Source organism: Thermomonospora echinospora (assembly GCF_900108175.1).
Classification (GTDB): Bacteria; Actinomycetota; Actinomycetes; order Streptosporangiales; family Streptosporangiaceae; genus Thermomonospora; species Thermomonospora echinospora.
The window spans coordinates 88,493-113,404 of record NZ_FNVO01000015.1 but is presented as its reverse complement, the minus strand read 5'-3'; the positions used below and the strand labels follow the sequence as shown (position 1 = coordinate 113,404).

Sequence of the window (24,912 nt, the reverse complement as noted above, 5' to 3'; positions counted from 1 at the left end):
CTATGCCAGGCGGTCGACCAGGAAACCGGTCAGGGCGATGATCTCCAGCACGTCGACCACCGCGAGGATCCCCCAGGACCAGTTGATCATCCGCCGTGCGGTCTGCGGTGAGGTCCGCACCCGTTCCAGGCCCCTGTCGTTCAGGATGATGGCCAGGACTCCGAGCGGCAGGACGGCGAAGACGGCCAGCGTCCCCATGACGAAGGCGATCGGCACCGCCTTGCGGGTCAGGGTGCCGTCGGCCTGGACGCCGAGCGGGAGCCGGGGCGGCTGGGGGGCGGCGATCTCGGGAGACGCGATGCTCATGGCGTTCACCTCGGGGCGGGAGGATGATGCCCAGACTGTATCCGCGATCAACTCCGCGTAAAACCCCACCTACGGGATCGGCGGCCTCCGAGCCGCCCGCCGTCGACACGACCGGCGGATCGGGCCCCCTACGGGAAGCGTTCCCGTAACGCGGTGCTGGGGAAGTCGGTCAGCGCTTGCCGCCCCGCTTGCCGCACCTACGGGGAACGTTCCCCGGGTCGGCGGGGTCGGCTCAGCCGAGCCTGGTGCGCAGCAGGGCGATGTCGGCGGCCTGGCCGTTTCGCGGGGTCTCCACCACCACCGGGGCGCCGGCCGCGCGGACCACCGACAGGATCAGCTCGGTGTCGATCGTGCCGCTCTCCAGGTTGGCGTGCCGGTCGGCGCCCGAGCCGAACGCGTCCCGGCTGTTGTTGCAGTGCACCAGGTCGATCCGGCCGGTGATCGCCTTGATCCGGTCCACCGCGTCGACCAGCTCCTCGCCGGCCGCGTGCGCGTGGCAGGTGTCCAGGCAGAAGCCGAGCCGGGAGTCCACGTCGGTGACCTGGGAGAGCACCTCCCACAGCCGGGCGATCCGGTCGAACCTGCGGGCCATCGCGTTGCCGCCGCCCGCGGTGTTCTCGATGTAGATCGGGATCGGGCACTCCAGGCGCTCGAAGACCTTGCGCCAGTTGTCGAAGCCGGTCTCCGGGTCGTCGCCGGACAGCACGTGGCCGCCGTGCACGATCAGCGCCTTGGCGCCGATCCCGGCGGCGGCCTCCAGCTGCTGGGTGAGGATCTTGCGGCTCGGGATCCGGATCCGGTTGTTGGAGGTGGCCACGTTGACCACGTACGGGGCGTGGACGTAGACGTCCACACCGGAGCCGTCGAGGTCGGCGACCGCCTCGGGCACCACCGGCTTCTTCCAGCCCTGCGGGTCGCCGAGGAAGAACTGGACGACGTCCGCCTCGACGGCGCGGGCGCCCGCCAGGGGGTCGTGCTGGTCGACGTGGGCTCCGATGCGCATGACCCCGAGACTATCCGTCCCCGGTGACACCGGCGGGGTCTCCGGCCGCGAGCACCGCCGTACCGCCGCCGTGCGCCCGCCCGGCCCGGCGCGGCGGCGCGGACGGCTCAAAGGGAGAAGCCACCGTGCCGCAGGGCGAAGGCGGCGCCGACGAACGAGCCGATCATCGCGATGACGTTGAAGAAGCGCTCGCCCGTCGTGGCCGAGACGAGCTGCGCGTACAGCGCGATCGGCAGCCCGATCACCCCTGCCACCGCACCGAAGAGGTGGGTGGGCGGAATGCCCCCCAGCACCAGCGCGCACATCCCGAGCACGAAGGCGGTCAGGGTGAGGGTGTTCTGCAGCGGATGGCGTTCACCGTCGTTGTTCAGCAGCGCGGTGCGGCGGGCGCGTCGCCTTTCGAGGATCTTCGACATGGGTGCACCCTCCTCACTGCGGACAGGCCTGGTCGGATGAGGATTCCCGGACGAAACCCCCTCAATCCCGCGCGAGCCCGGCGCGCCGCCGCGCCGCCGGGCGAGCGGCCCCGCGCCGGGAACTGTCGGCGCCGCGGGGTAGTCTCGAACACGACTTCGAACATTGCTTCGAACCGTGAGCGGACTCGGGAGGTGCCCGGTGGTGGACATGAGCGATCTCGGGGTCATCGGCGACGCGGAGCTGGTCGAGGAGCTGTCGATGCTGACCACCCAGACGGCCCGGATGCGGGCCCGGATGGCCGACATCATGGCCGAGCTCGACCGGCGCCGCCGCGCGGCCGGCGCCGGACGCCCCGGCGGCCATGTGCACGGCGCGCGGCGGTGAAGCCGCCGGTTGGCCGCGGGGGAGCCCGGCCCTTGGTAGCCTGTATCGGTTCCCGCAGGCCGCGCGACGACACCGCGGCCCGCGGTGGGACGCCAGCGTCCTCCTGTCACGGAAACGCCGTGACCGCCTGAGTCCAGAGGAGGTAGGGACACAGCATGCGTCGCTACGAAGTCATGGTCATCCTCGACCCCTCGATCGAGGAGCGCGCCATCGCCCCCTCGCTCGACCAGTTCCTCACCGTCGTCAAGAACGGCGGCGGTTCGGTGGAGAAGGTCGACATCTGGGGGCGCCGGCGCCTTTCCTACGAGATCCAGAAGAAGGGCGAGGGCGTCTACGCGGTCGTCGACCTCACCGCCGAGCCCGCCATCGTCAAGGAGCTCGACCGGCAGCTCAACCTGAGCGAGACGGTGCTGCGCACGAAGGTCATCCGCCCCGAGGTCCACTGACCACCGTCTTCGGTGGGCCGCCCCGACAGAGCCGACAGAGGGAGCCAGCCTCATGGCAGCAGGCGACACTCAGATAACGATCGTCGGGAACCTCGTCGAGGACCCGAACCTGCGCTTCACCCCCAGCGGTCAGGCGGTGGCGACCTTCCGCATCGCCTCCACCCCGCGCTTCTACGACCGCCAGTCCGGTGAGTGGAAGGACGGCGACGCCCTCTTCCTGACCTGCAACGTCTGGCGGCAGGCGGCCGAGAACGTGGCCGAGAGCCTGCAGCGCGGCATGCGGGTGATCGTGCAGGGTCGCCTGAAGCAGCGCTCGTACGAGACCCGCGAGGGTGAGAAGCGCACCGTCTACGAGGTCGAGGTCGACGAGGTCGGCCCGTCGCTGCGCAACGCCACCGCCAAGGTCAACAAGACCCAGCGGCAGGGCGGCGGTTACGGCGGCGGCCAGGGCGGCGGCTTCGACCAGGGGGGCGGCGGCTTCGGCGGCGCTCCCTCCGGTGGTCCCTCCGGCGGCCAGGGCGGCGGCGCCCCGGCCAACGACCCCTGGGCCACCGGCGGCGGAGGCTTCTCCGACGACCCGCCGTTCTAGCCCGTCCCGCCGTCCGGCGTCGGTCCGTCACCACGGCGGGTCCGCGCCGGCCGGCGACCGTGCACCACCGATGCGGCTCGCGCGTCCCCGGACGCGCCGCCGCGTCACCGATTCGACAGACAAGACCATTCCCGCGACAGCGGGGCTCTCATCAACAGGAGCACCACGATGGCCAAGCCACCGCCGCGCAAGCCCAAGAAGAAGGTTTGCGTGTTCTGCCAGGAGAAGATCTCCTACGTCGACTACAAGGACACCGGTCTGCTGCGCAAGTTCATCTCCGACCGCGGCAAGATCCGTGCTCGCCGGGTGACCGGCAACTGCACCCAGCACCAGCGCGATGTCGCCACCGCGATCAAGAACGCCCGCGAGATGGCGCTGCTGCCCTACACCAGCACCGCGCGCTGAGGGGAGGACGTCCGATGAAGCTCATTCTCACCCAGGAGGTCACCGGGCTCGGCGAGCCCGGCGACGTGGTCGAGGTCAAGGACGGCTACGGCCGCAACTACCTGGTCCCGCGCGGGCTGGCGATCCGCTGGACCCGGGGCGGCCAGCGCGAGGTGGACTCGATCAAGAAGGCCCGGTCGGCCCGGGAGATCGCCACCCTGGAGCAGGCCCGCGAGGTCGCCGACCGGCTCCGCGCCCTCAAGGTGGTCCTGCGCACCCGCGCCGGCAACGGCGGCCGGCTGTTCGGCTCGGTGACCGCCGCCGACATCGTCGGCGCGGTCAAGGAGGCCGGCGGTCCGGACCTCGACCGGCGACGCGTCGAGATCCGCAACCCCATCAAGACGGTCGGCGCCCACCAGGTCGCCGTCCGGCTGCACCCTGAGGTCGGCACCACGGTCGAGGTCAACGTGGTCGCGGCCTGAGGGTCGCCGCAACTCGGCCGTACGGCATCCAGCCGCACGGCACGCCAATCGAAGATCGCCATACGGCCGGGACTTCCCCAGGCACACCGGGCCACGTGCAACCGCACACCCCCCGGAACCCCCTGGACGAGCCCCGGCCGTTCGCGTTCCCGCATCCCCTGCCCGGCGGTCGGCACCGGGTTTGAAAATCGGCGGCAAGCTGGGTCCTGATCTGCCAAGTGGCGGCGTAGACGCTTTGGCCTCCCTTCGGCGGTCGCTACGGTCCGTGCTGAATGTCGCGGTGAGAGGGGGGCCTGGTGACCGCATGTTCGAGGGACGGATCAGGTGATCACGGGGGAGCGCCGGCGGCGCGGTGGCCGTCCGATCGGCACCGCGGGGAGCCGGAGGCCGTTCTCCCGGGCGACGGGATCAGCCGCCGGGCACTGCTGGGCGGGACGGCGGGCGCTGGGCTGATGGCGGTGTTCCCGACGGGTGACGAGGCACGGGCGGCGGGACGGGACGACACGGCCGGGGGACGCGGCGCCGGGGGCGGGGGACGCGGCATGCCCCGCGTGCACACCCGTAGGCAGTGGGGCGCCAAACCGCCGAGGCATCGGGCCCGGGTCCTCGACCGGGCGCCCGACCACATCGTCGTCCACCACACGGCGACGACGAACACCAAGGACTACTCCAAGGCGCAGGCGTACCGGCTCTCCCGCATCGTCCAGCGGTTCCACATGAGGCAACTGGGCTGGGACGACATCGGGGAGCAGCTCACGATCAGCCGGGGCGGCTACGTGATGGAGGGACGCAACCGCAGCCTGGCGGCCATCAGGAACGGACGCCATGTCGTCGGCGCGCAGACGCTCGGCTACAACGACAGCACCATCGGCATCGAGAACGAGGGCAATTACTCCAACGCCCCGGTTCCGGTACAACTGTGGGCCTCGCTGGTGGACACGTGCGTGTGGCTCTGTTACGCCTACGACCTCGATCCGTTCCAGGCCATTGTGGGGCATCGCGACTTCGGCTCCACCGAATGCCCAGGCGACGTCCTGTACCAACGGCTGCCGGAGCTCCGCTGGGTGGTCGCCCGCCGACTGGGCGTCCAGGGCGAACGGGTGGCGACGCCCGGCCACGGCGACCTGCACGTCCCGAACCAGGACTCCGCGTCGCGGACGGTTCTCCGTGGCGTCCCCGATCCGCCGGCGCAGCCTGACGGCATGGCCTGACGGCGCGGACAGCGGGCGGCGGCGCCCGGGCACGGCACCTGCACGTCCCGGATCAGGATTCTGCGTCACGGCCGGCTCTCCGCGACGTCCCCGATCCGTTGGCGTGGCCTGACGGCGCGGATCCCGGGCGGCGTCCGGGTGGGGTGACCTGGATGTTCCGGATCGGGGCTCCGCGTCGCGGGCGGTTCTCCGCGGCGTTCCTGATCCACCGGCGCGGACTGACGGTGCGGATAGATGGCCGGGACGCGGGTTCTGATTTCCGGACTTGGGACTGGATTTTCGGGAAAGCCGGACGCCATCATGCCCTGAGGGACACGAAGGGCAGGGCATGGCGGGCGCGGACTCCGGCAAGCGGCCGATCAGCGGCCTGGGAATCGTCGCACTGATCTGCGGGATCGTCTGGGTGTTCGGGCTGGGCAGCGTGCTGGCCGTCCTGCTGGGGCATCTCGCGCTGCGCCGGATCGGGAGTCGGGACCAGCGCGGGCGCTGGACCGCCGTCGGGGGGCTCGTCCTCGGTTACCTGGGACTCTTCCTGCTGCTGGTGCTGTTGCTCCAGGGCGGTGTCACCATCGAGGAGGACGTCCCCCACTGACGGCGGTGCATCGTCAGCACTCGGGCCTGGTGTAGCGGGTACGGCGGCGGGCGATCTCGGGGTCGATCCCCTCCACCAGCGACCAGATCCCGGCCACCCGTTCGACCAGGGTCTCGGGCGGCAGGCCGACCAGCCCCTCGGCCGCCAGGTCGTCGATCGCCTGGGCCAGCCGGGCCAGCCGTTCCCCCTTGTTTGAACACATGTTCGAAGCCTAGCGGAACGGGCGGAGCCTTCGAGCACACTTTCGAAAACGCGTCCCACCAGTCACAAGACTTCAGCTTCGTACCGCGCCTGTCACCAGCCAGGCGTCGCCACGGGCCCGCAGGCCGAGCGTGACCAGCCGGGTGGCCATCCACAGCCCGATCGCCGCCCACAGCCCCGCCAGCCCCGCACCCAGCCAGTACACCAGCAGCGCGGCGGGCAGGAACACCGCCGTCGCGATGGCCGTGGCGACGGCCAGGTACCGCATGTCGCCGGCGCCGATCAGCACCCCGTCCAGCACGAAGACCACTCCGGCGACGGGCTGCAGCGCGGCGACGAACACCAGCGCCGTCAGCAGCAGCGCGCGCACCCCCTGGTCGGAGGTGAACAGCGCCGGCAGCCACGGCCGTACCGCCAGCACCGCCACCGCGAAGACCACCCCGCCGACCACGCCCCACTCGACCATGCGCCTGGTGGCGGCCCGCGCCCCCGGCACGTCCCCGGCCCCCAGGTACCGGCCGGTGATCGACTGCCCGGCGATGGCGATGGCGTCGTGCGCGAACGCCAGCAGTGTCCACACCTGGAAGCTCACCGGATAGGCGGCGGTCTCGTCGGTGCCCATCCGTGCGGCGACCGCCGTGCCGACGATCAGCACCAGACGCAGCGCCAGCGTCCGGACCAGCAGGTGCGCGCCGGACCTGACCGAGGCCCGCAGCCCCGCGCCCGACGGCCGTACCGCGGCGCCGTGCCGCCGGGCGCCGCGCAGCACCGCGGCCACGTACACGGCCGCGCCGCCGGTCTGCGCGATCACGGTCCCCCAGGCCGAGCCCGCGATCCCCCACTCCAGAACGAGCACGAACAGCACGTTGAGGACCAGGTTGAGGCCGAACGACCCGACCGAGACCCACAGCGGCGTCCTGGCGTCCTGCAGGCCGCGCAGCACCCCCGTACCGGCCAGGATCACCAGCATGCCGGGGATGCCGAACAGGCTGATCCGCAAGTAGGTCTCGGCGTACGGGGCGACCGCGGGGTTGGCGCCGAACGCCTCGACGATCCAGGGGACCAGCGGCCAGCCCAGGGCGATGACCGCCACACCGAGCACCAGCGCCAGCCACATGCCGTCGATCCCCTGCCGGATCGCCGCCCGCGGGTCGCCCGCGCCGATCTGCCGGGCCACGGCGGCGGTCGTGCCGTAGGCCAGGAACACGAAGACGTACACCAGCGTGGCCAGGGCCTGCCCGGCGACGCCGAGCCCGCCGAGCTGCGCCGTGCCCAGCCGCCCGACGACCGCGCTGTCGGCCAGCAGGAACAGCGGCTCGGCCACCAGCGCGCCGAACGCGGGGACGGCCAGCCGCAGGATCTCGCGGTCGTGGGGATGGCGGAGACGGGGACGGCGGAGGGGGAACCGCGTGCGACGGGAGGGTGGACCGGGCATGACGAAGATCGAGACTACCAGTGACGTAATGATCGTCATACTTATTGGTGCCTTACATTGCCGTCCTGGCGCCGGGTCGGCCGGACTTTCTTGCCCGCACAGCCGGTGGATGACGTCCTCCCAGCTCAGCTCGGGTGCGTGACGGAGGTCACGGGCGTCGTCCCCAGGGTTGTCCACAGGTCGTGCACACCGTCTCCCCGGTGTATGCACAGTTCGTCCACAGGGTTGTCCACAGATCCTTTTGCGTCCTGCGGGCGGCGCTCGCAGAATGTCGTACCCATCGGTTAGACCCGTGTCAGTGGGGTGGGTGTGCCGGCCGCTCCATCGATGGACGAACGGTTCGCATGGGAGCGAAGAGACGGGGTGGAGCCGTGAGCGTGACCGATCTCGGGTCGCACGAGCGGGAGTTCGAGCGCACCCCGCCGCACGACGTGGCCGCCGAGCAGTCGGTGATCGGCGGCATGCTGATCTCCCCCACCGCGATCGCCGAGGTCGTCGAGATTCTGCGGTCCTCCGACTTCTACCGGCCCGCCCACCAGATCCTGTTCGACACGATCCTGGACCTGTACGGCCGCGGCGAGCCCGCCGACGCCGTCACGATCGTCGCCGAGCTCACCAAGCGCGGCGAGATCAACCGGGTCGGCGGCGCGCCCTACCTGCACACCCTGATGGCCACCGTGCCCACCGCGGCCAACGCCGGCTACTACGCCAAGATCGTCCGGGAGCGGGCGGTGCTGCGCCGGCTGGTCGAGGTCGGCACCCGCATCGTCCAGCTCGGCTACTCCTCCGACGGCGCCGACGCCGACGAGGTCCTCGACCGCGCCCAGGCCGAGGTCTTCGCCATCGCCGAAAAGCGCACCGGCGAGGACTATCTGCCGCTCAGCGAGATCATGCCCGGCGCCCTCGACGAGATCGAGGCCATCGGCAGCCGCGGCGGCCAGATGACCGGCGTCCCCACCGGTTTCTCCGACCTGGACGCCCTCACCAACGGGCTGCACCCAGGCCAGATGATCATCGTGGCTGCGCGCCCTGCGATCGGGAAGGCACTGAACGTCGACACCCCGTTGCCCACGCCGGACGGCTGGACGACCATGGGGGAAGTGAAAGTCGGCGATCATCTGCTGGGTGCCGACGGGAAACCGACCCGGGTCGTGGCCGCGACCGAGGTCATGACGGATCGTCCCTGCTACGAGGTGGAGTTCTCCGACGGCGAGGTCATCATCGCCGACGCCCAACACCAGTGGCGGACCAGCGTGGCACGCCGCCCGGCGGGGCGGAGGACGCTCGGGAGCCGTGGCAAGGCGAGCCTCTTCGGCGGGAGCATTTCTCACCCGTCCCGCAGTGCGTACGACAGGCGCGGATCCCGTATCCATGCGGCCGTGTCGCGGACGCGAATGCCGGAAACGGCGGGAACGGGCTTCCTCCCCGGCGCCGCCGGACCTGGCATTCTCCGCAGCAGGTCCGGCCTCGTTCTCCCACCGGCCCCGCACCCGCGGGACGGACACCGGTCCGTCACCGGTGATCCGCGCGGCTCAGCGGCGGTCCGGATGGCGCGGTGGGACGAAGGGAGTGTCGGCCTCCTCGGGACGTCGGTCAGGACCACCGAGGAGATCGCCCGGACGCTCCTCGGCGACGACGGCAGGCCCCACCACGCCGTGCCGGTCGCGGCACCGTTCGAACTACCGCACGTCAGGCTTCCCGTCGATCCGTACCGGCTGGGCGTCCGGCTGGGCTCCGAAGCCGGCGGACGTGGCGTGAGCACCGGCTCCGGCGATGAAAACCCCGAGGACGTCGCCGGGATCCGGTGTTCGGGACCTGATCGCCGCGGACTGCCCGATCTCACCACCGGAGCCGATGGCTTGGACGGCGGGTGGGACGCGTCCGTCGGTGAGCCCGGCGGTGTCGCCTGTGGGCAGGGTGGTCCTGCCGGCGGAGCGGACGGGTACGGTGCGCGAGGTGATGGGCGTATCCCCGTGCGTTACCTGCGTGCCTCGGAGTCGCAGCGCCGCGCGCTGCTGGCGGGGCTGCTGGACGCCGGAGGGACGTGCGCCGACGATGGCCGGGTCCGGTTCACGACGCGGAGCCGCCGGCTGGCCGAGGACGTCCGGGATCTTGTGATCAGCCTGGGGCACCAGGCCACCGTGGAGACCGGACCGGCCGAGACGGTGCCCGGCAGCGCCTCACCTCGCCACGTGGTGTGCTGCACGCCGGCCGACACGGTGTTCCGGCTGCCGCGCAAGGCGGTCCGGCAGAAGCGCGCCGTCCACCCCGAGGCGTGGGTGCGCCACATCGTCGACGTCCGGCCGATCCCCAGCGTGCCGGTGCGGTGCGTCCAGGTCGACAACGCCGACCACATGTACCTGGCGGGCCGTTCCTGCATCCCCACCCACAACTCGACGCTCGCACTGGACTTCGCCCGGGCGGCCTCGATCAAGCACGGGCTCACCTCGGCGTTCTTCAGCCTGGAGATGGGGCGCAACGAGATCACCATGCGTCTGCTGTCGGCCGAGGCGCGGGTGGCGCTGCACGCGATGCGCTCGGGCACCATGCAGGACGAGGACTGGACGCGGCTGGCCCGCCGGATGAGCGAGGTGGCCGAGGCCCCGCTGTTCATCGACGACTCGCCGAACATGTCGATGATGGAGATCCGGGCCAAGTGCCGCCGGCTCAAGCAGCAGCACGACCTGCGCCTGGTCATCATCGACTACCTGCAGCTGATGACGTCCAACAAGCGGGTGGAGAGCCGCCAGGTCGAGGTCTCGGAGTTCTCCCGCTCCCTCAAGCTGCTGGCCAAGGAACTGCAGGTCCCGGTGATCGCCCTGTCCCAGCTCAACCGCGGCCCCGAACAACGCACCGACAAGAAGCCGATGGTCTCCGACCTGCGCGAGTCGGGATCGATCGAGCAAGACGCGGACATGGTGATCCTGTTGCATCGTGAGGACGCCTACGAGAAGGAGTCGCCGCGGGCGGGGGAGGCGGACCTGATCGTGGCCAAGCACCGTAACGGGCCCACGGCCACGGTGACGGTCGCGTTCCAGGGGCACTACAGCCGCTTCGTCGACATGGCGCAGTAGCGGCCTGGCCGCTACCTCGGCCACCGAGGCCCTCTCCCCGGCGGGCCGGGGTCTGCCCGGCCAACGGATGGCTCTGCTCACTGCGACTTGACAAAAGAGGTGCCGAAGGCCGGGCCGACCCCAGTCGGCCCGGCAGCCGGCGAACCGGTCGTCCAGCGGGTGGGTGATGCGCTGCGGCAGGCTGGCGCGGGTGTCAGGCGGGACGTTGTCTGCGGTACAGGACGTGGCGTTGCAGGCGGTGGCCTGGGGCGAGGTGGGGGTGGTCGAAGTCGTCGGCCGGGTCGTAGGTCATGCCGAGCCGGCGCATGACCGCCTGGGAGCGCAGGTTGGTCGTCGCGGTGATGGCGACGATCTCCTGCAGGCCGAGTTCTGCGAAGCCGAAGGTCAGGGCGCGGCGGGCGGCCTCGGTGGCGTAGCCGTGGCCCCAGGCGGCAGGGGCCAGTCGCCAGGCCATCTCGACGGCGGGGGTGAACGGGGCGTCGAAGAGCACCGGTGCCAGCCCGGTCATCCCGATGAACTCTCCGGTCGCGGCGATCTCCAGGGCCCAGAAGCCGTAGCCGTGGGCGTCCAGCACGGCCTCGATCCGGTCCACCAGCGCGTCGCTCTCGGCCCGCGAGAGGGGGGCCGGGAAGTGCTCCATGACCTGTGGGTCGGCGTTGAGCGCGGCGAACGGCTCGCGGTCGGCGTCGCGCCAGCGGCGCATGATCAGGCGTTCGGTGCGCAGGACGGGATGGCCGGACATCCGTCCAGCCTAGTCGATCATGGTCGGTTGACATGCGGTTTTTCTGTCGGTAGGGGCGGATATCGTCGCCGGTGGCGGCTCTATTGGGGAAGGACGTGCCACCGTGAAGTTCCGTATCGATCACCATGACCTCGCCGAGGCGGTCGGGTGGGCCGCGCGGACCCTGCCGGCCCGGCCGGCCCTGCCCGTGCTGGCCGGGATGCTCATCGAGGCCACTCCGGACGGGGTGACACTGGCCGGGTTCGACTACGAGGTGTCGGCGCGGGCCGCGGCGGAGGCGGCGGTGAGCGAGCCGGGCCGGGTGCTGGTGCCCGGACGGCTGCTGGCCGAGATCGTGCGGAGCCTGCCCGCGCAGCCGGTGGAGATCTTCACCGAGGGCGCGGAGGCGGTCGTCCGGTGCGGCAGCGTCGAGTTCGGTTTGCTGACCATGCCGGTGGAGGACTACCCCACCCTGCCGGAGCCGCCCGCGTCCGCCGGGACGGTGCCCGGCGAGGCGTTCGCCACCGCGATCGCCCAGGTGGTGGTGGCGGCCAGCCGGGACGACACGCTGCCCATGCTGACCGGGGTGCGGGTGGACATCGAGGGCGAGGTGATCCGGCTGGCCTGCACCGACCGCTACCGGATCGCCTCCTGCGAGCTGCGCTGGTCACCGGTGTCCGCCGGCTTCTCGGCGGCGGCGGTCGTCCCGGCCCGGACCCTGGCGGACGTGGCCAGGTCGCTGCGGGCCGGCACCGAGGTGGCGCTGTCGCTGACCGGGGCCGGCGACAGCCTGCTGGGGATCTCCGCCGCCGGCCGCAGCATGACCACCCGCCTGCTGGACGACCAGTTCATCGACTACCGGGCCCGGCTGGTCGGGGAGTGGACCTCGGTAGCCGAGGTGGCGACCGCGCCGTTCGTGGAGGCGATCAAGCGGGTGGCGCTGGTGGCCGACCGCAACGTCCCGGTACGGCTGGCGTTCACCCAGGGCTCGGTGCGCATCCGGGCGGCCTCCGGCGATGCCGCCAGGGCCAACGAGACCCTGTCGGCGGACCTGGACGGTGACGAGGTCGACATCGGCTTCAACCCGCAGTTCCTGCTCGACGGGCTCGCCGGGATCACCTCCATGACCACCCGCCTGCACTGCAATGGCCCCACCAAGGCGGCCCTGCTGACCCCCGGCCCCGCACAGGACGACGAAGCCGACGTTGAGCAGGACGACGCCTACCGCTACCTGCTGATGCCCATCCGCCTGGCCGGCTGACCCGGCGGGCGTGTCCGACGACCAGGGAGTGCGGCAGAGCACGGACGGCACCATCGTCGTCACTGGCCATTACCGGGGCACCGCACGGGCCACCGGACGCGCCTACGAGGCCGAGTTCGTCCATCTGTGGCGGGTCACGGACGGCCGGATCTCGTGGCTGCACCAGTACACCGACACCGTCCGCTGGCACCAGGCCCTCGCCCCGGCGACCGGCTGACCGCCCCGCCGCCACCAGCGGTCCGAGAGACCCGGATCTCCAACGGTCGGCGGCGCCACCAGCGTCCTGGCGCCTTGTCGTACGGCCAACGGTCGGCTCGTCGGGTTCGACTGTGGGTGATCCGGGAATGGCGTTCTGTGCCTGCACCTCACCCACCACTGTCCCGGCAACGCGCGGCCCACCAGGTCCGCCGGGACGGGCATGCGAAAGACCCCTGGCCTGCCGACGCAGGTCAGGGGTCTTCTCATGTGGCGGTAGTGGGATTCGAACCACCCTTCGCCAACGTCCCTGGCCTGCGGCAATCGCGAAAGTAGCAGGTCATCGCTGGATGAGTCCAAGCCTGTCAGGACGTAACGAGACACGCTGAACGACCCGTGACCCCCTGGGAACCCCCAGCAGAGTCCCGCGCGGGCACCATGGCGCCGAACATGACGAGACCCCGACCGCTGCCGGTCGGGGTCGCGTGCGAGGGCCTGGGCAGGGGACCTCTGGCGACCATGGGCCAGGCGGGCCCGCCCGCCATAATGGTTTTTGCGAGAAGTGGCTCAAGTGCTGAGGAGCACGCTATGTGGATCACGAGTTCGCTGCCGTACCTGTCACCTCGGGGCGAGGGGGAGGCCGACCCTTGGTCGCAGGAGGCGGCACGGGCAGGTCAGGCCGGTACTCAGAAGCTTCGGGAGGTCGTCTCGGAGACGCCGCCGGTCGAAGTGGCGGCGATGTTGGAACTGCCGGAGGGCGCATCCGCGGTGGTTCGGCGCCGAACGATGCTGATGGACGGTCGTCCGGTCGAACTGACCGACTCCTGGTATCCGGCGGACATCGCAAGTGGAACGGCGCTCGCCGAGCCAGGGAAGATCAGGGGTGGGGCCGTGACGCTGCTCGCCCGGCTCGGTTACGTCGTCCATGAGGCGAGGGAAGAGGTCGAGGTGCGCAATGCGACGCCCCAGGAGGCGGCCGAACTGGCGATCCCCGGGGATGCGCCGGTGATCGTTCTTCGACGGACCTGCTTGACCGCCCAGGAGGTTCCGTTCGAGGCATCGGTCATGGTGATGGTTCCGGAGGGGCGTCGCCTTCGCTATCGGCTGATCGCAGGCTGACCGGTGCCGCGACGAGCTGACGAGCGTCCGCCCTACGAGCAGATGGCGGCGGACCTGAGGGCCCGCATCATGGCGGGTGACCTTGAGCCGGGAACGCGGCTGCCCTCGACCGCGCGCTTGGTGGAAGAGTTCGGAGTCGCCAACACCACGGTTCAGAAGGCGTTGGGAGTGCTCAAGGCAGAGGGGTACCTGACCAGCCGTCAGGGCAAGGGCGTCTTCGTCCGTGACCGCCAGCCGTTTCGTGTCGAGGCCGGAACCTACTTCACGCCTGAACCGGGCGGCTACTCCTACGAACTGCTTGAAGTGGCCGAGGTGGTGCCTCCGGCCGAGGTCGGGAAGGTGTTCGGCCTGGACGTGTCCGAGCCGGCGCAGATGCGTAAGCGACTGCTCAGGCACGCAGGCCGGCCGGTCGAGGTTGGTTGGTCGTACTACCCACTGAGCCTGGCCCGCGGGTCCGCACTGGCCGAACCGCACAGGATACGGGGCGGTGCGCCGCGCGTGCTGGCCGAAGCCGGGCTTCCGCAGCGCTACCACGTCGACGAGGTGTCGGCGCGGATGCCGACAACTGAGGAAGCCGACCTGCTGTCGCTTCCGAACGTTCCGGTGATCCGTCAGTTCCGGGTCGTCTACTCCGACGGCGATCGGCCGGTAGAGGCATCCATCCTGGTCAAGGGCTCGCACCTGTACGAGCTGCAATACCGGCTGCCTGTCTGACGGTCGTCGCCGGTTCCGCTGATCCCGCTTTGCCCTCTTGAATGCTTATCGCGATAGGCGTTAAAGTAAAGCGCGTTCGGCAACTACTCGTGACTGAGAGTGAACCCTGCTCTTGCTCGTGCTCAGCGCATGAACAGGCGGGACAACAGAAGAGCCGCCGCGCGGTCGGGGTCTGAGATTGGACACCTCCCCCGACCGCGCGGCTTCCACCTCACCAGGGAGGCAAGATGACGATACCCGGCGGCGAGAACGCCGCCTTCGCCAACCAGCGCGTACAGGAAGAGGCGGCACTTGCCGCGCTGCGCCGCGACTTCACCGGTCACAGGATCTGGCGCTCGACGCGCTACGACGGGAGGCTCGGTGACTGGGTCGCGACCCTGCATGACCCGAATGCAGGGGTCGACCCCACCGTCATCGGGGGGAGCGCCGCCGAGCTGCGGACCAGGCTGGTCGAGGAGCGTGACCGCGCGCGGAAGGGGCCGGAGCAGGCGCGGAGGCGGGGCCTGTGACCACCGTGATCACGGCCGGACGGCCGTCGACCTGGTGGTCGCCCGACATCAGCCCCGACCAGGTAGAGGCCCTTCTCAAGGAGGCTTTTCCCGCGGTGGACTTCGTCCACTTCGGCAAGGCTTCGCGCAAGTGGTGGGCGATGGTGCACGGACGCATGATCGGTGCGCCCGACCTCGACCAGCTCTACCAGCAGATCAGCGACCAGCGGTCCGAGCTCGCCGACACTGCCGTCGACGCGCAGCCCGTACCGGCCGAGGCGTCGCCCCCTGTCGTTCCCGCCGCACCGCCTCCGTGGCCGTCGACGGGCGTGGACGGCCGGGCCACGCCTCGCACGGGCGTGCCGCTTCCTGCGGTTCGGACACCGGCGGCTCCACCAACGGGCTCGGCGGGGCACATGCCGTTGCCCCACTGCCCGGTCGCATCGCCCCGCCCCGCCCCGCCGCTCTACCCGCCACCGGGACGCCTTCGGCGGTTCCTCAACGCCTGCCGCCGCTTCTTTCTCGGAGAGGACGGCGAGGACTGGTGACCGGTGAGCACGGTTTCGAACCGCTGGATAGCTGGTGGCTGCACGTGCCGAGGTTGAGCAACGCCTTCCAACTCCAGTGCTTCGCCGACGATGCGGTCCGAAGGTTGTGGTGGGGCAATCAGGTGGTCGGCGCCATCGAACGGCACCCCGTCGCTGGGGAACGCTGGTTCAGCCTCGGCCGCGATGGTTTGCGCCTCATACCGGAACCGGATGTTGAGCCTAACGGCCTCTACGCCGACCCCGAAGCGGCGTTGCTGCACGCCCGCGACGCCTGGCGCGCTCGGGATGCGACCGTCTATGACGCATTGGGGCTCGACTATTGGGTCGAACCTCGCTTCCGTCGAGGCCGCGGTGTCGAATCGCTGTGGCTTGGTCGCACCCACCTGGGACTCATTCAGCCCGCTCCCGGCGGCACGTGGTCGGCGTTCCCGACCGAGGACGCACCGGCGGCCTCCGAAGGGGCGATCACCGACGCGGCCGAGGTAACCCGAGACGGCACTTACCCCACCCGCCACGCCGCCCTGCGGGCGGTCCAACACACCTGGCGCGCCCATCTGCACCGCATCTTGGGCGTCCGCCCCTAGCCATCACCGAACACAGGTTTCCGGCGCGGACCGACCGCGCCCAAGGCGTCACAAGGAGGACGCTGTGATCATCACCACCGACCGGACGGCACGCGCCGTCAAGGACCCCCGCGAGCTGCTGGGCTACCGCCCTGGCCTGTTCGACACGCTCGCCGCCTACGTCGCCAAGCACCAGCAGGTGACCCTGCCCTACGCCGAGGGCGTCGTCGAGCAGACCCTCGTCTGGTTCAAGGCGTGCGCCGACAACCCGACCGTGCGTCTGGGCATGAGCGAGTCGGTCGACCACGGCTGGCACGCGTTCCTGCTGCACTCCCAGGAGTACGCCGAGTTCTGCGAGCGGATGTTCGGGACCTACTTCCACCACGTCCCGCCGCGCCCCGGCCAGTCCATGACCGAGCAGGAGATGGCGGCGACGCTGCCCGCGCTGTACGCCACCGGATACCCGGTGGACGAAAGCCACTGGAACGGCGTCGCCTACGGCTGCTGCCCGCCAGACCCGTGCACCCGGGCCAAGCCCGAAAACAAGCCGGACGCGACCACGGCGGCCACCAACTGCCGGGGTGGCACCGGCGCGCCGCCGCCTGGCGCGTTCGCCACCGCACGGGTGTGATCGACTGGCAGGCTCTCCACCATGGACCGTGTCGACTGGGAGAACCTGCCGGACGCCCTGTATGAGGCCGTACACCAGCAGCTCGGTCCTTTGGCCAAGGTCCAGGCGATCGCGGAAGGCCGCCGTACCGCGCTGGTCGCCGCCGCCTGGACCCGGTCGGGGGACCGGCTGTTCCTCAAAGGCGCTCCGGTCGCGTCCCGCGCCGGCGAACAACTCGCCCGCGAGCAGGCGGTCGCACCGTATGTCGCCGCCATTGCCCCCGAACTGATCGCGGCGGTCGAAGCGGCGGGCTGGCGTCTGCTGGTCTTCGAGTACACCGATGGGGTTCGTGGTGATTACAGCCCGGCCTCACCCGACATTCCCAAAGTCCTGGACATCCTCGCCGAGCTGGACCGGACCGAGGTTCCCAGCGAGGTGCCCTTGATCTGTTTCGAAGCCCGCTGGTCCAGCTACGCCCCGGCCGGCCGGGAACTTCCCCGCCTCGCCGGTTCCGCTGTGCTCCATACAGACCTGAACCCGACCAACATGCGCGTTGGCGACACTGTGTGCTTGGTGGACTGGGCCGCGGCCAGCCGCGGCGCCCGCTTCGTCAACCCTGCCGACTTCGTCGTCTGCCTCATCGCCTGTGGCCACACCCCCCACGATGCCGAAGCCATCGCCGCCGCCCTTCCCGCCTGGCAGGACGCGGACTCGGCCGACATCGACTACTACGCGCGCACTCTCTCCACGGCATGGCTCCACGCGTTCTGGGACCGGCCGCACCCATGGGCTAAGGCCATCGTGACCGCTGCTCAGCGATGGGTCATGCACCGGCGCGACCTGTGCCTCGCTGCGCGCTGATGCCGTACGTCATCAAGAGCGTCTTCCCGGAAAGGGTGGGCCTTTTCACCGGCCTGGCGATGATGCTGATGTCGACCGGTGCCGCGATGTCCTCGGACGGCCGTCCGCTGGACGCGGTCGAGCTCGTCGCGCACCGAACCAGGAACGACGACCGCGCGGACGCGCACGGCCATCTCGGGACCGTAGGCGGGGCGCCAGGCGACGCCGAGCAGTGTGCCGACCCACGGCCATCGGGCTTCGGCGAGCCGCACGAGCGTGTGTAGCCGGCGATGGTGATGCCGGTGATGCCGGTGACGAGCGCGGTCGAGGTGGCGTCGTCGACCGTGGCGCCGGCGAACGCGGTACAAGGGGTCGCCGTGCTGGAGGGTCTTCTTCTCGATCCCCTCGGCGCACCGCGACCACCGTCCCCGCTGCGCTCGTGTCTTCGTCCCGGTTGCCAAGACTCGCACCTCTTGTCCGCGACCCCGTGATCGAATGCTGGTTCGAATCACGCGGTCGATCTTGTGCGGAGGCGGGTTCTTCGCTCTCATCCGAGGGGGTGCGTCCCGGTCGGGAACCCCCAGAGACGGAAAAACCGCCTCCGGCGCTGCGTTGCAGCAGGTCAGAGGCGGTTTTCCTGGGCGGTGGTGGTGGGATTTGAACCCACGGATGAGTTGCCCCATCACACGCTTTCGAGGCGTGCGCCCTCGGCCACTAGGCGACACCACCGCCGCGAAGCCTACCCGACTCCGGGGCGAGCATCGAACTCCTATCCGGCTCTACGGCGCGCGAAGAACTCGGTCAGCACGGCTCCGCACTCTTCGGCGAGGACCTCGGCGATCACCTCGGGCCGGTGGTTGAGCCGGCGATCACGTACGACGTCCCACAGAGAGCCCACGGCGCCCGCCTTCAGATCGACGGCGCCGTACACGATGCGCTCCACCCGGGCCAGCACGGCGGCGCCCGCGCACATGGTGCACGGCTCCAGCGTGACGACAAGGGTGCACCCGGCCAGCCGCCAGCCCCCCAGCCGGGCCGCGGCCGCGCGCAGGGCGACGACCTCGGCGTGCGCGGTCGGGTCGGCCGTGAGCTCCCGCTCGTTGTGCCCGGCGGCGATGACCTGGCCGGTGGCGTCCAGGACGACGGCGCCGACCGGAACGTCCCCGTCGTCCATGGCGAGCCGGGCCTCGGCGAGCGCCAGCCGCATCGGCTGCTCGAACTCGGCGTGGACGGGGTCGATCTCGCGAGCGTCGTTCATGAGGGTCAGGCGCGGAGGCCGTCGAATTCCTCGCCGAAGCCGAGCTGTTCGGCGATCTCGAAGAGGGCGTCGCCGGGCAGCACCCGCTCCCCGAGCTCGCCGAGGCGCGCGGCGTCCACGCCGAGATCCGCCAGCAGGTCGGGGTCGCCGCCCGCCTCGCCTTCGGGGACCTCCCCGACGAACTGGTGGAACAGCCCGGCCAGCCCCTCGTCCCGGGCGGCCGACAGGAAGACCCGCGGCTCCCCCTCGCCGTCGATACGGGCGATCGCGAACCACTCGTCGTCCGCCTCGGCGAGCAGCAGGACGGTCTCGCCGAGGGTCTCGACGGCGGCCTCGCGCATCAGATCGGTGAGGTCGTCGACGACCTCCGCCTCGTCCAAGGCGGCCTCGGCGCCGACCCAGCCCTGCGGGGTCCGGGCGAAGACCACGGCGAAGTACGACACGCACTCATTGTGAACCAGGACTACCCGATGGTGTCGAGGGCCCGCTCGAAAGGAGGACCGAATCCGAGCCGTTCGGAGATGCTGAGCAGCATCTCGTCCGGGTACAGGTCGAGATCCCCGGAGATGGCGCCGAGCTCCATCTCGTCCAGCCCGAGGTCGGCGAAGATCGACATGTCGCCGACCGGCAGCACCTGGTCCAGCTCCTCGTCTTCGGGGATGGGGATGTCGAGGTGGTCGAGCACCTGCCCGGCCAGCGGCCAGTCCACCGAGGCGGTCACATCCGACAGGAACACCATCACCTCGTCGCCCAGCACCCGGATGGCCACGAAGAAGTCGTCGCCGACCGCGACCAGCCCGATGGTGCCGCCGATGCTGGGCTGCTGGCGCAGGGCATGGATCAGCCCCGCCAGATCTCGGGTGAGCGCGACCGGAAGAACCTCGGCCTCCCAGCAGTCGTCTTCGCGATACACCACGACGGCGAAGTCCGTCGCGTCAAGATCCGTCATCATCACCCCATCGGCGCGGTACCTGCCTGGGCATGGTCGCAGATGCCGCACGCATGCGCGCACGCACCCGCCAAACTCGGCGGGCCGTGCGGGGCCAGGTGACGAGTCGCCGCGGCCCTTCTTCGCGGGCGGTGGCGTCGAGGTCTCTGGTCGGTGGGCGGCGCCTCCGGGAGGCGCGTACGAGCCGGCGGTCACGCACCTGCTAGTGGAGCCGGAACGTCCGTCGGCGCAGGGCGGCATGGATACGGGCACGGCGAGATCGGTGCGGCGTCACGCGTCGTCGCAGCTCCCGGGCCTCGGCGAGCTCGCGTAGGAAGATGGCGCGCCTGCGCAGCCGGTCCCGAACCTCCTCGGGGGTTGGCTCTCCGTTGCGCTCTGTGCTCATCTTCCGATGATTCCCCGGGTGGCGTCATCCATGCCCGGTGCCGCCGGACGGGTGGGCTACCGTGATCTGCATGGAGACCCTGGCCGTCGACCATCCGCTGGTCGCGCACAAGCTGACCGTGCTGCGGGACGCGAACACCGATTCGCCGACGTTCCGCCGACTGGCCGACGAACTCGTCACGCTGCTGGCCTACGAGGCCACCCGTGACGTCCGCGTGGCCGAGACCACCGTCCGGACCCCGCTGACGGACGCCAAGGGCGTGCAACTGGCCACCCCCAAGCCGCTGGTGGTGCCGATCCTGCGGGCCGGGCTGGGGATGCTGGACGGGATGACCCGGCTGCTGCCCACGGCCGAGGTCGGCTTCCTCGGCATGATCAGGGACGAGGGCAGCCTGCAGGCCCAGACGTACGCCACCCGGCTGCCGGAGGACCTGTCCGGGCGGCAGTGCTACGTGCTGGACCCGATGCTGGCCACCGGCGGCACCCTGGCCGCCGCCGTCCGGCTGCTGCTGAGCCGCGGCGCGACCGACGTGACGGCGATCTGCCTGCTGGCCGCGCCGGAGGGCCTGAAGTACATGGAGAACGCGTTCGCCGACACCGACGCCCCCATCCGGGTGGTCACCGCGGCGGTCGACTCCCACCTGAACGACCTGGGCTTCATCGTCCCGGGCCTCGGGGACGCCGGGGACCGGCTCTACGGGGTCGTCTGAGCGGGGCGCCCCACCGTCTCTGCGGCACGGTTTCGCCGGGCGGTCGCCGAGGGTACGGGCGTACTACGGAACGTTGACCTTCGTTCCTCTCCGTCACCCGGTCGTACGGGGGAACCGGGTCGGCGCGAGCGAGGCGCTGGGGATCGGCATGGGTTACCACGAGAACGGCGACCTGACCGGATACGGGGCGGTCGCGGATCGGCTGACCAGGGAGTTCGCCGGGGTGCACGACTCGGCCACGGTGACGCGGTACGTCGCGGCCGCCCGGTACGGCGCCCGGGACGTCACCGGTTCCGCGGCACCTGACCTGGTGGAGCGGATCGCCCGCAAGCATCTGCGGGTGCTCGCGGCGGTGGCCGCCGAGAAGCGGCGCCAGGCAGCCCCCGGCCTCGCGGCCCCGCAGTCCACACCAGAGCATCCCGTCTGAGGGCCCGGGAGCTACCCCTGGGGGAGCGTTGTGCCTACCCGCGTGCGCTCGCTTACGTGGGTTCCTTTGCCGTGAGTGGCCGCTGATGTAAGACTGACCTGGGGTCAGTGGGTCACCGTGCTCCGGGAGGCAGTCGTGCCCGCCAAGAAGTACGCCATGGGGGCCGCTGCGGTCTCCGTGGCCTTCTGTCCAGCGAGATCGTTCGAAGGCCCGTCGGCCCGGTCCGAGGGCGGAGTCATATGAGGCTCGTCACACCCGGCGACTCGGCGCCCGCCTCCGTCAACAAGTACCTGCTGCCCCACGAGAGCCAGGTCATCACCGTACGGCGACACCCGGCGGTGCTCATGGCCCCGGTGGGGCTGGTGCTGGGCGGGCTGATCGTCGCCGGGGTGCTCAGCAACGTGGTCGACGCCGGCCAGTCGCTGAACTGGATCTGGTGGGGCTGGCTGCTGCTGCTCGGCTGGTTCGTGTGGCGGGTGGCCGAGTGGTCGGTGGACTACTTCGTGATCACCAACCAGCGGATGATCCTCACCACCGGGCTGATCACCCGCAAGGTCGGCATGATGCCGCTGGCCAAGGTCACCGACATGAGCTTCGAGCGGTCCATCGTGGGGCGGATGCTCGGCTACGGCTCGTTCGTGCTGGAGTCCGCGGGTCAGGACCAGGCGCTGCGCACCGTGGACTACCTGCCCTACCCCGAACAGCTCTACCTCGAGGTCTGCGAAATGATCTTCCCCAACAAGAACGCGACCGCCGACGACTGACCTGCGGACCCGGTGGCGGCCGGCTCCGGGGGCGCGCTGGACGGCGCCCGATCCCGGGGTACAGGTCGCCAATGCGGCCGAATGACAATCTTGTCCGCGTTGCTTGGGTTACTCTCGGGGTGCGTCAGCCCGCCAACGTGCAATCATGTCGGAACCCCAGCCGCCTGATTACTTCCGCTAAGTGAGTCCACATGCCGGGTCCAGGCAACGTCGGTGAACGCGTCCGCAACCTGCGGCTGACCAGACGCATGTCGCAGGCACAACTCGCCGGCCACGACCTTTCTGACAGCTACATCTCGCTGATCGAGTCGGGCAAACGCACGCCCACGCCGGCGGTGCTCCGGCTGCTCGCCGAGCGCCTCGGCTGCACCTCGGAGTACCTGGCCGAGGGCATCGAGCCGGAGCAGCGCGCCCATCTGGAGGTACGCGAACGGTACGCCCGCCTTTCCCTGTCCGCCGGTGACGCCTCCGCCGCGCTGGCCGGCTTTGACGATGTGATCTCCGGCAGTGACGATCCGGAGCTGACCACCCGCGCCCACTGGGGCCGGGCCCAGGCGCTGGAGGCGCTGGGCCGCGTGGAGGCGGCGATCGGCGTCTTCGAGGAGCTGCGCGAGCAGGCCGAGCGAGACCCCGGCCGGGCCAGCGCGCTGCCGGTCCTGGTGGCCCTGGCCCGCTGCTACCACGCCGTCGGCGACCTCGGCCAGGCCATCGCCCTGGGCGAACGGGTGCTGGCTCGGCTGCACGACCTGGAGTTGACGGCGGGCGAGGAGCACACCGAGGCCAGCCGGGTGCTGCTGCTGGCGTACGTCGACCGGGCCGACCCCGAACGCGCCCACCGCCTGGGCCGCGAGGTCCTGGGCATCGGTGCGCCCGCCGAGGGCTCCCTGTCCGACGCCTACCGGCACGCCAGCGCCGTCGCGCTGGAGCAGGGGGCGGTCGGCGACGCCCTCCATCTGGCCGACCAGGCGCTGGCCGCCCAGGACGAGGGCGCCCGGATCCGTGCGCAGGCCAGGTTGCACATGGCGGCCGCCCGGGCCCTGCTGCGCGGCGTCCCCCCGTTCGGGGACGCGCCGCATCCGGCGGCGGAGGCCATGGAGCTGCTCAATGGGGCCGCGTCCGACCTGCGCGGGGCCGAGGCGATCGACTGCGTCATCGAGACCGCGCGGGCCCTGGTCCTGCTCGGCGAGCCGGACCAGGCCGTCGAGGCCGTGGAACGGGAGCTGGCCGGTATGTCCGCGGACTCGTCCGTTCCGTCGGCGGGACCGGTCCAGGACCGTGCGAAGGGCGCCGCCGCGCCGCAGGTGAACGGCCGAGGGGAGACCGGCGGCGAGCCGCCCTACACCGGCCGCGACGACCTCGGCTTCGGCGCCTCGGAGGGACACCACGGTCCCGGAGCGCAGCGCGGCGGTCTCGCTCTCGGGGCCGATGCGCGGGCCTTCCAGCTCGTCCAGGCGAGGCTGATCGTCGCCCGCGCCAGGCTGGCGCAGAACGCCCGAGGCGCCGCGCTGGAGGTGCTGCGGGACACCGCCGAACGGCTGGACCACCTCGGACGCGAGGGCCACGGGCGTCCGGTCGCCCACCTGCTGCGCGAACTCGGCGAGCTGTTCGAGGCCGCGGAGGACGCCACCGGCGCCACCGCCGCGTACCGCCGCGCCCTGGAGGCGGCCGGCCTGCGCCCCTCCTTCCGGCACCACTCCGCCCTGGACCCGGAGGCGACCTCGGACGTCACCCTGCCCACCGCCACATGACCCGATAACCCGCCTCCGGCCCGCGGATGGGACGCCACCGGCACGACCACGGCGCCCTGCCCGCAGGCCGGGCCCCTTCCCGCTCCCAGGCGCGCACATGCCCGCCCACCGAGCACTCGATCCAGCCGAACGGATCGGCCCGAGGCCTGGGGCCTCGGGCCGATCCGTTCGGGGTGGTGTGAGGTCGCTGACATGGTGGGATGAAACGGGCTGTCGCCGCTTATGGTCGTAACATAGAGACATGGGATGATTGGCTCACCGGGTTGGTCATCGCGTTCCGATGGTGGGGGATCTGATGACTTTGCGCACGGCTCGCCGTTCGTCTCTGGTGGATCAGGTGATCGACCAGCTCAAGGGCGAGATCGTCGCGGGCGCGTGGGCCGTGGGCGACAAGATCCCGCCGGAGCCCGTGCTGTCGGAGACTCTCGGCGTCGGGCGCAACACCGTACGGGAGGCCGTCCGCGCGCTGACCCATGCCGGGCTGCTGGAATGCCGGCAGGGTGACGGCACCTACGTCCGGGCCACCAGCGAGCTGTCCGGCGCGATGCGGCGGCGCCTGCGGACCGCCGAGATCCTGGAGATCCTCGAAGTGCGGCGCGCCCTGGAGGCGGAGGCGGCACGGCTGGCCGCCGCCCGCCGCACCGACGCGGACGTCGCGGCGATCAGGCGGGCCCAGGCGTGCTGTGAGGAGGCGCTGGCGTCCAGGGACCGCACCGCGTTCGTGGAGGCCGACCTGGCCTTCCACACGGCGGTCGTCGAGGCCACGCACAACCGCGTGATGATCGACCTCTACGGCGACTTCAGGGAGGCGCTGCGCGCCGGCATCACGGCCTCCCTCGACCTGCTGGAGCATGGGGACATCGAGGTCCCCCATTCCCCCATCGCCGACGCCGTGGTCGCCGGAGACGCCGAGGGCGCCGAGCGGGCCACGCACACCTGTCTGGAGGCGGTGTTCCGCTTCCTGAGCGGACTGCCCTCCGGCTGACCCCGAGGCCGTCGTCCCTCTCCGTCCCCCGGGCCCGACCGGCCCTGACCACCTGAGCGAGTTCCGCCGCGTACCCCGCCGGCGGAGCCCTGCCCAAGTCGTAT

33 protein-coding genes and 1 tRNA gene are annotated in these 24,912 nt (G+C 70.9%); 23 read left to right on the top strand and 11 right to left on the bottom strand.

The features are described from left to right. From C4U03_RS28060 to C4U03_RS28050, 3 genes are all read right to left on the bottom strand, one after another. Positions 1-306 carry a hypothetical protein gene (locus C4U03_RS28060; RefSeq protein WP_103941780.1) on the bottom strand — a complete coding sequence of 102 codons (306 nt, stop codon included), beginning with the start codon at positions 304-306 and terminating at the stop codon, positions 1-3. A gap of 232 nt (positions 307-538) precedes the next feature. Continuing rightward, positions 539-1,309, bottom strand: coding sequence for a deoxyribonuclease IV (locus tag C4U03_RS28055; RefSeq protein WP_103941778.1), 771 nt, complete (start codon positions 1,307-1,309; stop codon positions 539-541). A gap of 107 nt (positions 1,310-1,416) precedes the next feature. Continuing rightward, positions 1,417-1,725, bottom strand: a complete 309-nt coding sequence (locus C4U03_RS28050; RefSeq protein WP_103941776.1) for a hypothetical protein — start codon at positions 1,723-1,725, stop codon at positions 1,417-1,419. Positions 1,726-1,933: 208 nt separating this feature from the next. On the opposite strand from C4U03_RS28050, the gene C4U03_RS28045 reads away from it, so the two are divergent. From C4U03_RS28045 to C4U03_RS28015, 7 genes are all read left to right on the top strand, one after another. Beyond that, the gene (locus C4U03_RS28045; RefSeq protein WP_235018210.1) at positions 1,934-2,110 is read left to right on the top strand and encodes a hypothetical protein; all 177 of its coding nucleotides are present in this window, start codon (positions 1,934-1,936) and stop codon (positions 2,108-2,110) included. A 155-nt stretch (positions 2,111-2,265) separates the two neighbouring features. Continuing rightward, complete coding sequence (gene rpsF, locus C4U03_RS28040; RefSeq protein ID WP_103941774.1) at positions 2,266-2,556, top strand: 30S ribosomal protein S6; 291 nt, start codon at positions 2,266-2,268, stop codon at positions 2,554-2,556. Positions 2,557-2,608: 52 nt separating this feature from the next. Further along, positions 2,609-3,145, top strand: a complete 537-nt coding sequence (locus tag C4U03_RS28035) for a single-stranded DNA-binding protein (protein ID WP_103941773.1) — start codon at positions 2,609-2,611, stop codon at positions 3,143-3,145. A 168-nt stretch (positions 3,146-3,313) separates the two neighbouring features. Then, complete coding sequence (gene rpsR / locus C4U03_RS28030; protein WP_019631633.1) at positions 3,314-3,550, top strand: 30S ribosomal protein S18; 237 nt, start codon at positions 3,314-3,316, stop codon at positions 3,548-3,550. Between the two features lie 14 nt (positions 3,551-3,564). Next, positions 3,565-4,011 carry a 50S ribosomal protein L9 gene (gene rplI / locus C4U03_RS28025; protein WP_103941771.1) on the top strand — a complete coding sequence of 149 codons (447 nt, stop codon included), beginning with the start codon at positions 3,565-3,567 and terminating at the stop codon, positions 4,009-4,011. 542 nt (positions 4,012-4,553) lie between these two features. Next, positions 4,554-5,222 (top strand): peptidoglycan recognition protein family protein, encoded by a 669-nt coding sequence (locus C4U03_RS28020; RefSeq protein ID WP_235018209.1) that lies wholly within the window; start codon positions 4,554-4,556, stop codon positions 5,220-5,222. A 328-nt stretch (positions 5,223-5,550) separates the two neighbouring features. Continuing rightward, a complete protein-coding gene (locus tag C4U03_RS28015; RefSeq protein ID WP_103941767.1) occupies positions 5,551-5,814 on the top strand; it encodes a DUF4190 domain-containing protein in 264 nt (87 codons plus the stop codon). 13 nt (positions 5,815-5,827) lie between these two features. On the opposite strand, the gene C4U03_RS28010 is transcribed toward C4U03_RS28015, so the two are convergent. Then, positions 5,828-6,016 (bottom strand): hypothetical protein, encoded by a 189-nt coding sequence (locus C4U03_RS28010; RefSeq protein WP_103941765.1) that lies wholly within the window; start codon positions 6,014-6,016, stop codon positions 5,828-5,830. A gap of 72 nt (positions 6,017-6,088) precedes the next feature. Then, positions 6,089-7,450 carry an MATE family efflux transporter gene (locus C4U03_RS28005; protein ID WP_103941763.1) on the bottom strand — a complete coding sequence of 454 codons (1,362 nt, stop codon included), beginning with the start codon at positions 7,448-7,450 and terminating at the stop codon, positions 6,089-6,091. A gap of 371 nt (positions 7,451-7,821) precedes the next feature. On the opposite strand from C4U03_RS28005, the gene dnaB reads away from it, so the two are divergent. Next, the gene (gene dnaB / locus C4U03_RS28000) at positions 7,822-10,524 is read left to right on the top strand and encodes a replicative DNA helicase (protein ID WP_407701458.1); all 2,703 of its coding nucleotides are present in this window, start codon (positions 7,822-7,824) and stop codon (positions 10,522-10,524) included. Between the two features lie 193 nt (positions 10,525-10,717). Here dnaB and C4U03_RS27995 read toward each other — a convergent pair whose 3' ends face one another. Beyond that, positions 10,718-11,266, bottom strand: coding sequence for a GNAT family N-acetyltransferase (locus tag C4U03_RS27995; RefSeq protein ID WP_103941759.1), 549 nt, complete (start codon positions 11,264-11,266; stop codon positions 10,718-10,720). A 103-nt stretch (positions 11,267-11,369) separates the two neighbouring features. Between C4U03_RS27995 and dnaN the strand changes: the two genes are divergently transcribed. The 10 genes from dnaN to C4U03_RS40675 all read left to right on the top strand — a co-directional run bounded on the left by dnaN (position 11,370) and on the right by C4U03_RS40675 (position 17,867). Further along, complete coding sequence (gene dnaN / locus C4U03_RS27990) at positions 11,370-12,506, top strand: DNA polymerase III subunit beta (RefSeq protein WP_103941757.1); 1,137 nt, start codon at positions 11,370-11,372, stop codon at positions 12,504-12,506. A 10-nt stretch (positions 12,507-12,516) separates the two neighbouring features. Further along, positions 12,517-12,723: a nuclear transport factor 2 family protein gene (locus tag C4U03_RS27985; protein WP_200827521.1), complete on the top strand. Its 207-nt coding sequence runs from the start codon at positions 12,517-12,519 to the stop codon at positions 12,721-12,723. Positions 12,724-13,289: 566 nt separating this feature from the next. Then, positions 13,290-13,820 (top strand): GntR family transcriptional regulator, encoded by a 531-nt coding sequence (locus C4U03_RS27980; RefSeq protein WP_103941755.1) that lies wholly within the window; start codon positions 13,290-13,292, stop codon positions 13,818-13,820. A 42-nt stretch (positions 13,821-13,862) separates the two neighbouring features. Beyond that, on the top strand, positions 13,863-14,534 hold the full coding sequence (locus C4U03_RS27975) for a GntR family transcriptional regulator (RefSeq protein WP_200827519.1): 672 nt from the start codon (positions 13,863-13,865) through the stop codon (positions 14,532-14,534). A 227-nt stretch (positions 14,535-14,761) separates the two neighbouring features. Continuing rightward, complete coding sequence (locus C4U03_RS27970; protein ID WP_103941751.1) at positions 14,762-15,043, top strand: hypothetical protein; 282 nt, start codon at positions 14,762-14,764, stop codon at positions 15,041-15,043. Beyond that, positions 15,040-15,570, top strand: a complete 531-nt coding sequence (locus tag C4U03_RS27965; RefSeq protein ID WP_103941749.1) for a hypothetical protein — start codon at positions 15,040-15,042, stop codon at positions 15,568-15,570. Before C4U03_RS27970 ends, C4U03_RS27965 begins: the two co-directional genes overlap by 4 nt. After that, positions 15,567-16,154, top strand: a complete 588-nt coding sequence (locus C4U03_RS27960) for a hypothetical protein (protein ID WP_103941747.1) — start codon at positions 15,567-15,569, stop codon at positions 16,152-16,154. Before C4U03_RS27965 ends, C4U03_RS27960 begins: the two co-directional genes overlap by 4 nt. 64 nt (positions 16,155-16,218) lie before the next feature. Continuing rightward, entirely contained in the window at positions 16,219-16,764 is a 546-nt protein-coding gene (locus C4U03_RS27955; RefSeq protein ID WP_103941745.1) for a glycine-rich domain-containing protein, read from the top strand. 21 nt (positions 16,765-16,785) lie between these two features. Beyond that, positions 16,786-17,604: a hypothetical protein gene (locus C4U03_RS27950; protein ID WP_103941743.1), complete on the top strand. Its 819-nt coding sequence runs from the start codon at positions 16,786-16,788 to the stop codon at positions 17,602-17,604. Continuing rightward, on the top strand, positions 17,604-17,867 hold the full coding sequence (locus C4U03_RS40675) for a hypothetical protein (RefSeq protein ID WP_160147128.1): 264 nt from the start codon (positions 17,604-17,606) through the stop codon (positions 17,865-17,867). The genes C4U03_RS27950 and C4U03_RS40675 overlap by 1 nt, the downstream gene beginning before the upstream one ends. Before the next feature lie 358 nt (positions 17,868-18,225). On the opposite strand, the gene C4U03_RS27940 is transcribed toward C4U03_RS40675, so the two are convergent. The 5 genes from C4U03_RS27940 to C4U03_RS27920 form a co-directional block, all read right to left on the bottom strand. Next, positions 18,226-18,312 (bottom strand) — tRNA-Ser (locus C4U03_RS27940). Positions 18,313-18,352: 40 nt separating this feature from the next. Continuing rightward, entirely contained in the window at positions 18,353-18,841 is a 489-nt protein-coding gene (tadA, locus tag C4U03_RS27935) for a tRNA adenosine(34) deaminase TadA (RefSeq protein WP_235018207.1), read from the bottom strand. Positions 18,842-18,846: 5 nt separating this feature from the next. Beyond that, entirely contained in the window at positions 18,847-19,284 is a 438-nt protein-coding gene (locus C4U03_RS27930; RefSeq protein WP_103941739.1) for a tRNA adenosine deaminase-associated protein, read from the bottom strand. A 20-nt stretch (positions 19,285-19,304) separates the two neighbouring features. Further along, positions 19,305-19,790 (bottom strand): tRNA adenosine deaminase-associated protein, encoded by a 486-nt coding sequence (locus tag C4U03_RS27925; protein WP_407701457.1) that lies wholly within the window; start codon positions 19,788-19,790, stop codon positions 19,305-19,307. A gap of 202 nt (positions 19,791-19,992) precedes the next feature. Continuing rightward, positions 19,993-20,175, bottom strand: a complete 183-nt coding sequence (locus C4U03_RS27920; RefSeq protein WP_103941735.1) for a hypothetical protein — start codon at positions 20,173-20,175, stop codon at positions 19,993-19,995. 70 nt (positions 20,176-20,245) lie between these two features. On the opposite strand from C4U03_RS27920, the gene upp reads away from it, so the two are divergent. The 5 genes from upp to C4U03_RS27895 all read left to right on the top strand — a co-directional run bounded on the left by upp (position 20,246) and on the right by C4U03_RS27895 (position 24,808). Then, complete coding sequence (gene upp, locus C4U03_RS27915) at positions 20,246-20,884, top strand: uracil phosphoribosyltransferase (protein WP_103941734.1); 639 nt, start codon at positions 20,246-20,248, stop codon at positions 20,882-20,884. 73 nt (positions 20,885-20,957) lie between these two features. Continuing rightward, positions 20,958-21,311: a hypothetical protein gene (locus tag C4U03_RS27910; protein WP_407701456.1), complete on the top strand. Its 354-nt coding sequence runs from the start codon at positions 20,958-20,960 to the stop codon at positions 21,309-21,311. Positions 21,312-21,550: 239 nt separating this feature from the next. After that, complete coding sequence (locus tag C4U03_RS27905) at positions 21,551-22,075, top strand: PH domain-containing protein (RefSeq protein ID WP_103941731.1); 525 nt, start codon at positions 21,551-21,553, stop codon at positions 22,073-22,075. 191 nt (positions 22,076-22,266) lie between these two features. Then, on the top strand, positions 22,267-23,823 hold the full coding sequence (locus tag C4U03_RS27900; RefSeq protein ID WP_103941730.1) for a helix-turn-helix domain-containing protein: 1,557 nt from the start codon (positions 22,267-22,269) through the stop codon (positions 23,821-23,823). A gap of 295 nt (positions 23,824-24,118) precedes the next feature. Further along, positions 24,119-24,808, top strand: a complete 690-nt coding sequence (locus C4U03_RS27895; protein WP_103941891.1) for a FadR/GntR family transcriptional regulator — start codon at positions 24,119-24,121, stop codon at positions 24,806-24,808. Positions 24,809-24,912 lie beyond the last annotated feature (104 nt).

Excerpts from the sequence above, each read along its gene's own strand:
- C4U03_RS27950 (WP_103941743.1), top strand. The coding sequence starts at position 16,786 with ATGGACCGTGTCGACTGGGAGAACCTGCCGGACGCCCTGTATGAGGCC.
- C4U03_RS28045 (WP_235018210.1), top strand. The coding sequence starts at position 1,934 with ATGAGCGATCTCGGGGTCATCGGCGACGCGGAGCTGGTCGAGGAGCTG.
- C4U03_RS27920 (WP_103941735.1), bottom strand. The coding sequence starts at position 20,175 with ATGAGCACAGAGCGCAACGGAGAGCCAACCCCCGAGGAGGTTCGGGAC.
- C4U03_RS40675 (WP_160147128.1), top strand. The coding sequence starts at position 17,604 with ATGCCGTACGTCATCAAGAGCGTCTTCCCGGAAAGGGTGGGCCTTTTC.
- C4U03_RS27895 (WP_103941891.1), top strand. The coding sequence starts at position 24,119 with ATGACTTTGCGCACGGCTCGCCGTTCGTCTCTGGTGGATCAGGTGATC.
- C4U03_RS27900 (WP_103941730.1), top strand. The coding sequence starts at position 22,267 with ATGCCGGGTCCAGGCAACGTCGGTGAACGCGTCCGCAACCTGCGGCTG.
- C4U03_RS28020 (WP_235018209.1), top strand. The coding sequence starts at position 4,554 with ATGCCCCGCGTGCACACCCGTAGGCAGTGGGGCGCCAAACCGCCGAGG.
- rpsF (WP_103941774.1), top strand. The coding sequence starts at position 2,266 with ATGCGTCGCTACGAAGTCATGGTCATCCTCGACCCCTCGATCGAGGAG.
- C4U03_RS27925 (WP_407701457.1), bottom strand. The coding sequence starts at position 19,790 with ATGACGGATCTTGACGCGACGGACTTCGCCGTCGTGGTGTATCGCGAA.
- C4U03_RS27970 (WP_103941751.1), top strand. The coding sequence starts at position 14,762 with ATGACGATACCCGGCGGCGAGAACGCCGCCTTCGCCAACCAGCGCGTA.
- rpsR (WP_019631633.1), top strand. The coding sequence starts at position 3,314 with ATGGCCAAGCCACCGCCGCGCAAGCCCAAGAAGAAGGTTTGCGTGTTC.
- C4U03_RS28010 (WP_103941765.1), bottom strand. The coding sequence starts at position 6,016 with ATGTGTTCAAACAAGGGGGAACGGCTGGCCCGGCTGGCCCAGGCGATC.
- C4U03_RS27995 (WP_103941759.1), bottom strand. The coding sequence starts at position 11,266 with ATGTCCGGCCATCCCGTCCTGCGCACCGAACGCCTGATCATGCGCCGC.
- C4U03_RS28015 (WP_103941767.1), top strand. The coding sequence starts at position 5,551 with ATGGCGGGCGCGGACTCCGGCAAGCGGCCGATCAGCGGCCTGGGAATC.
- tadA (WP_235018207.1), bottom strand. The coding sequence starts at position 18,841 with ATGAACGACGCTCGCGAGATCGACCCCGTCCACGCCGAGTTCGAGCAG.
- C4U03_RS27980 (WP_103941755.1), top strand. The coding sequence starts at position 13,290 with ATGTGGATCACGAGTTCGCTGCCGTACCTGTCACCTCGGGGCGAGGGG.
- C4U03_RS28050 (WP_103941776.1), bottom strand. The coding sequence starts at position 1,725 with ATGTCGAAGATCCTCGAAAGGCGACGCGCCCGCCGCACCGCGCTGCTG.
- C4U03_RS27905 (WP_103941731.1), top strand. The coding sequence starts at position 21,551 with ATGAGGCTCGTCACACCCGGCGACTCGGCGCCCGCCTCCGTCAACAAG.
- C4U03_RS28035 (WP_103941773.1), top strand. The coding sequence starts at position 2,609 with ATGGCAGCAGGCGACACTCAGATAACGATCGTCGGGAACCTCGTCGAG.
- C4U03_RS28055 (WP_103941778.1), bottom strand. The coding sequence starts at position 1,309 with ATGCGCATCGGAGCCCACGTCGACCAGCACGACCCCCTGGCGGGCGCC.
- upp (WP_103941734.1), top strand. The coding sequence starts at position 20,246 with ATGGAGACCCTGGCCGTCGACCATCCGCTGGTCGCGCACAAGCTGACC.
- C4U03_RS28060 (WP_103941780.1), bottom strand. The coding sequence starts at position 306 with ATGAGCATCGCGTCTCCCGAGATCGCCGCCCCCCAGCCGCCCCGGCTC.
- C4U03_RS27975 (WP_200827519.1), top strand. The coding sequence starts at position 13,863 with ATGGCGGCGGACCTGAGGGCCCGCATCATGGCGGGTGACCTTGAGCCG.
- rplI (WP_103941771.1), top strand. The coding sequence starts at position 3,565 with ATGAAGCTCATTCTCACCCAGGAGGTCACCGGGCTCGGCGAGCCCGGC.
- C4U03_RS28005 (WP_103941763.1), bottom strand. The coding sequence starts at position 7,450 with ATGCCCGGTCCACCCTCCCGTCGCACGCGGTTCCCCCTCCGCCGTCCC.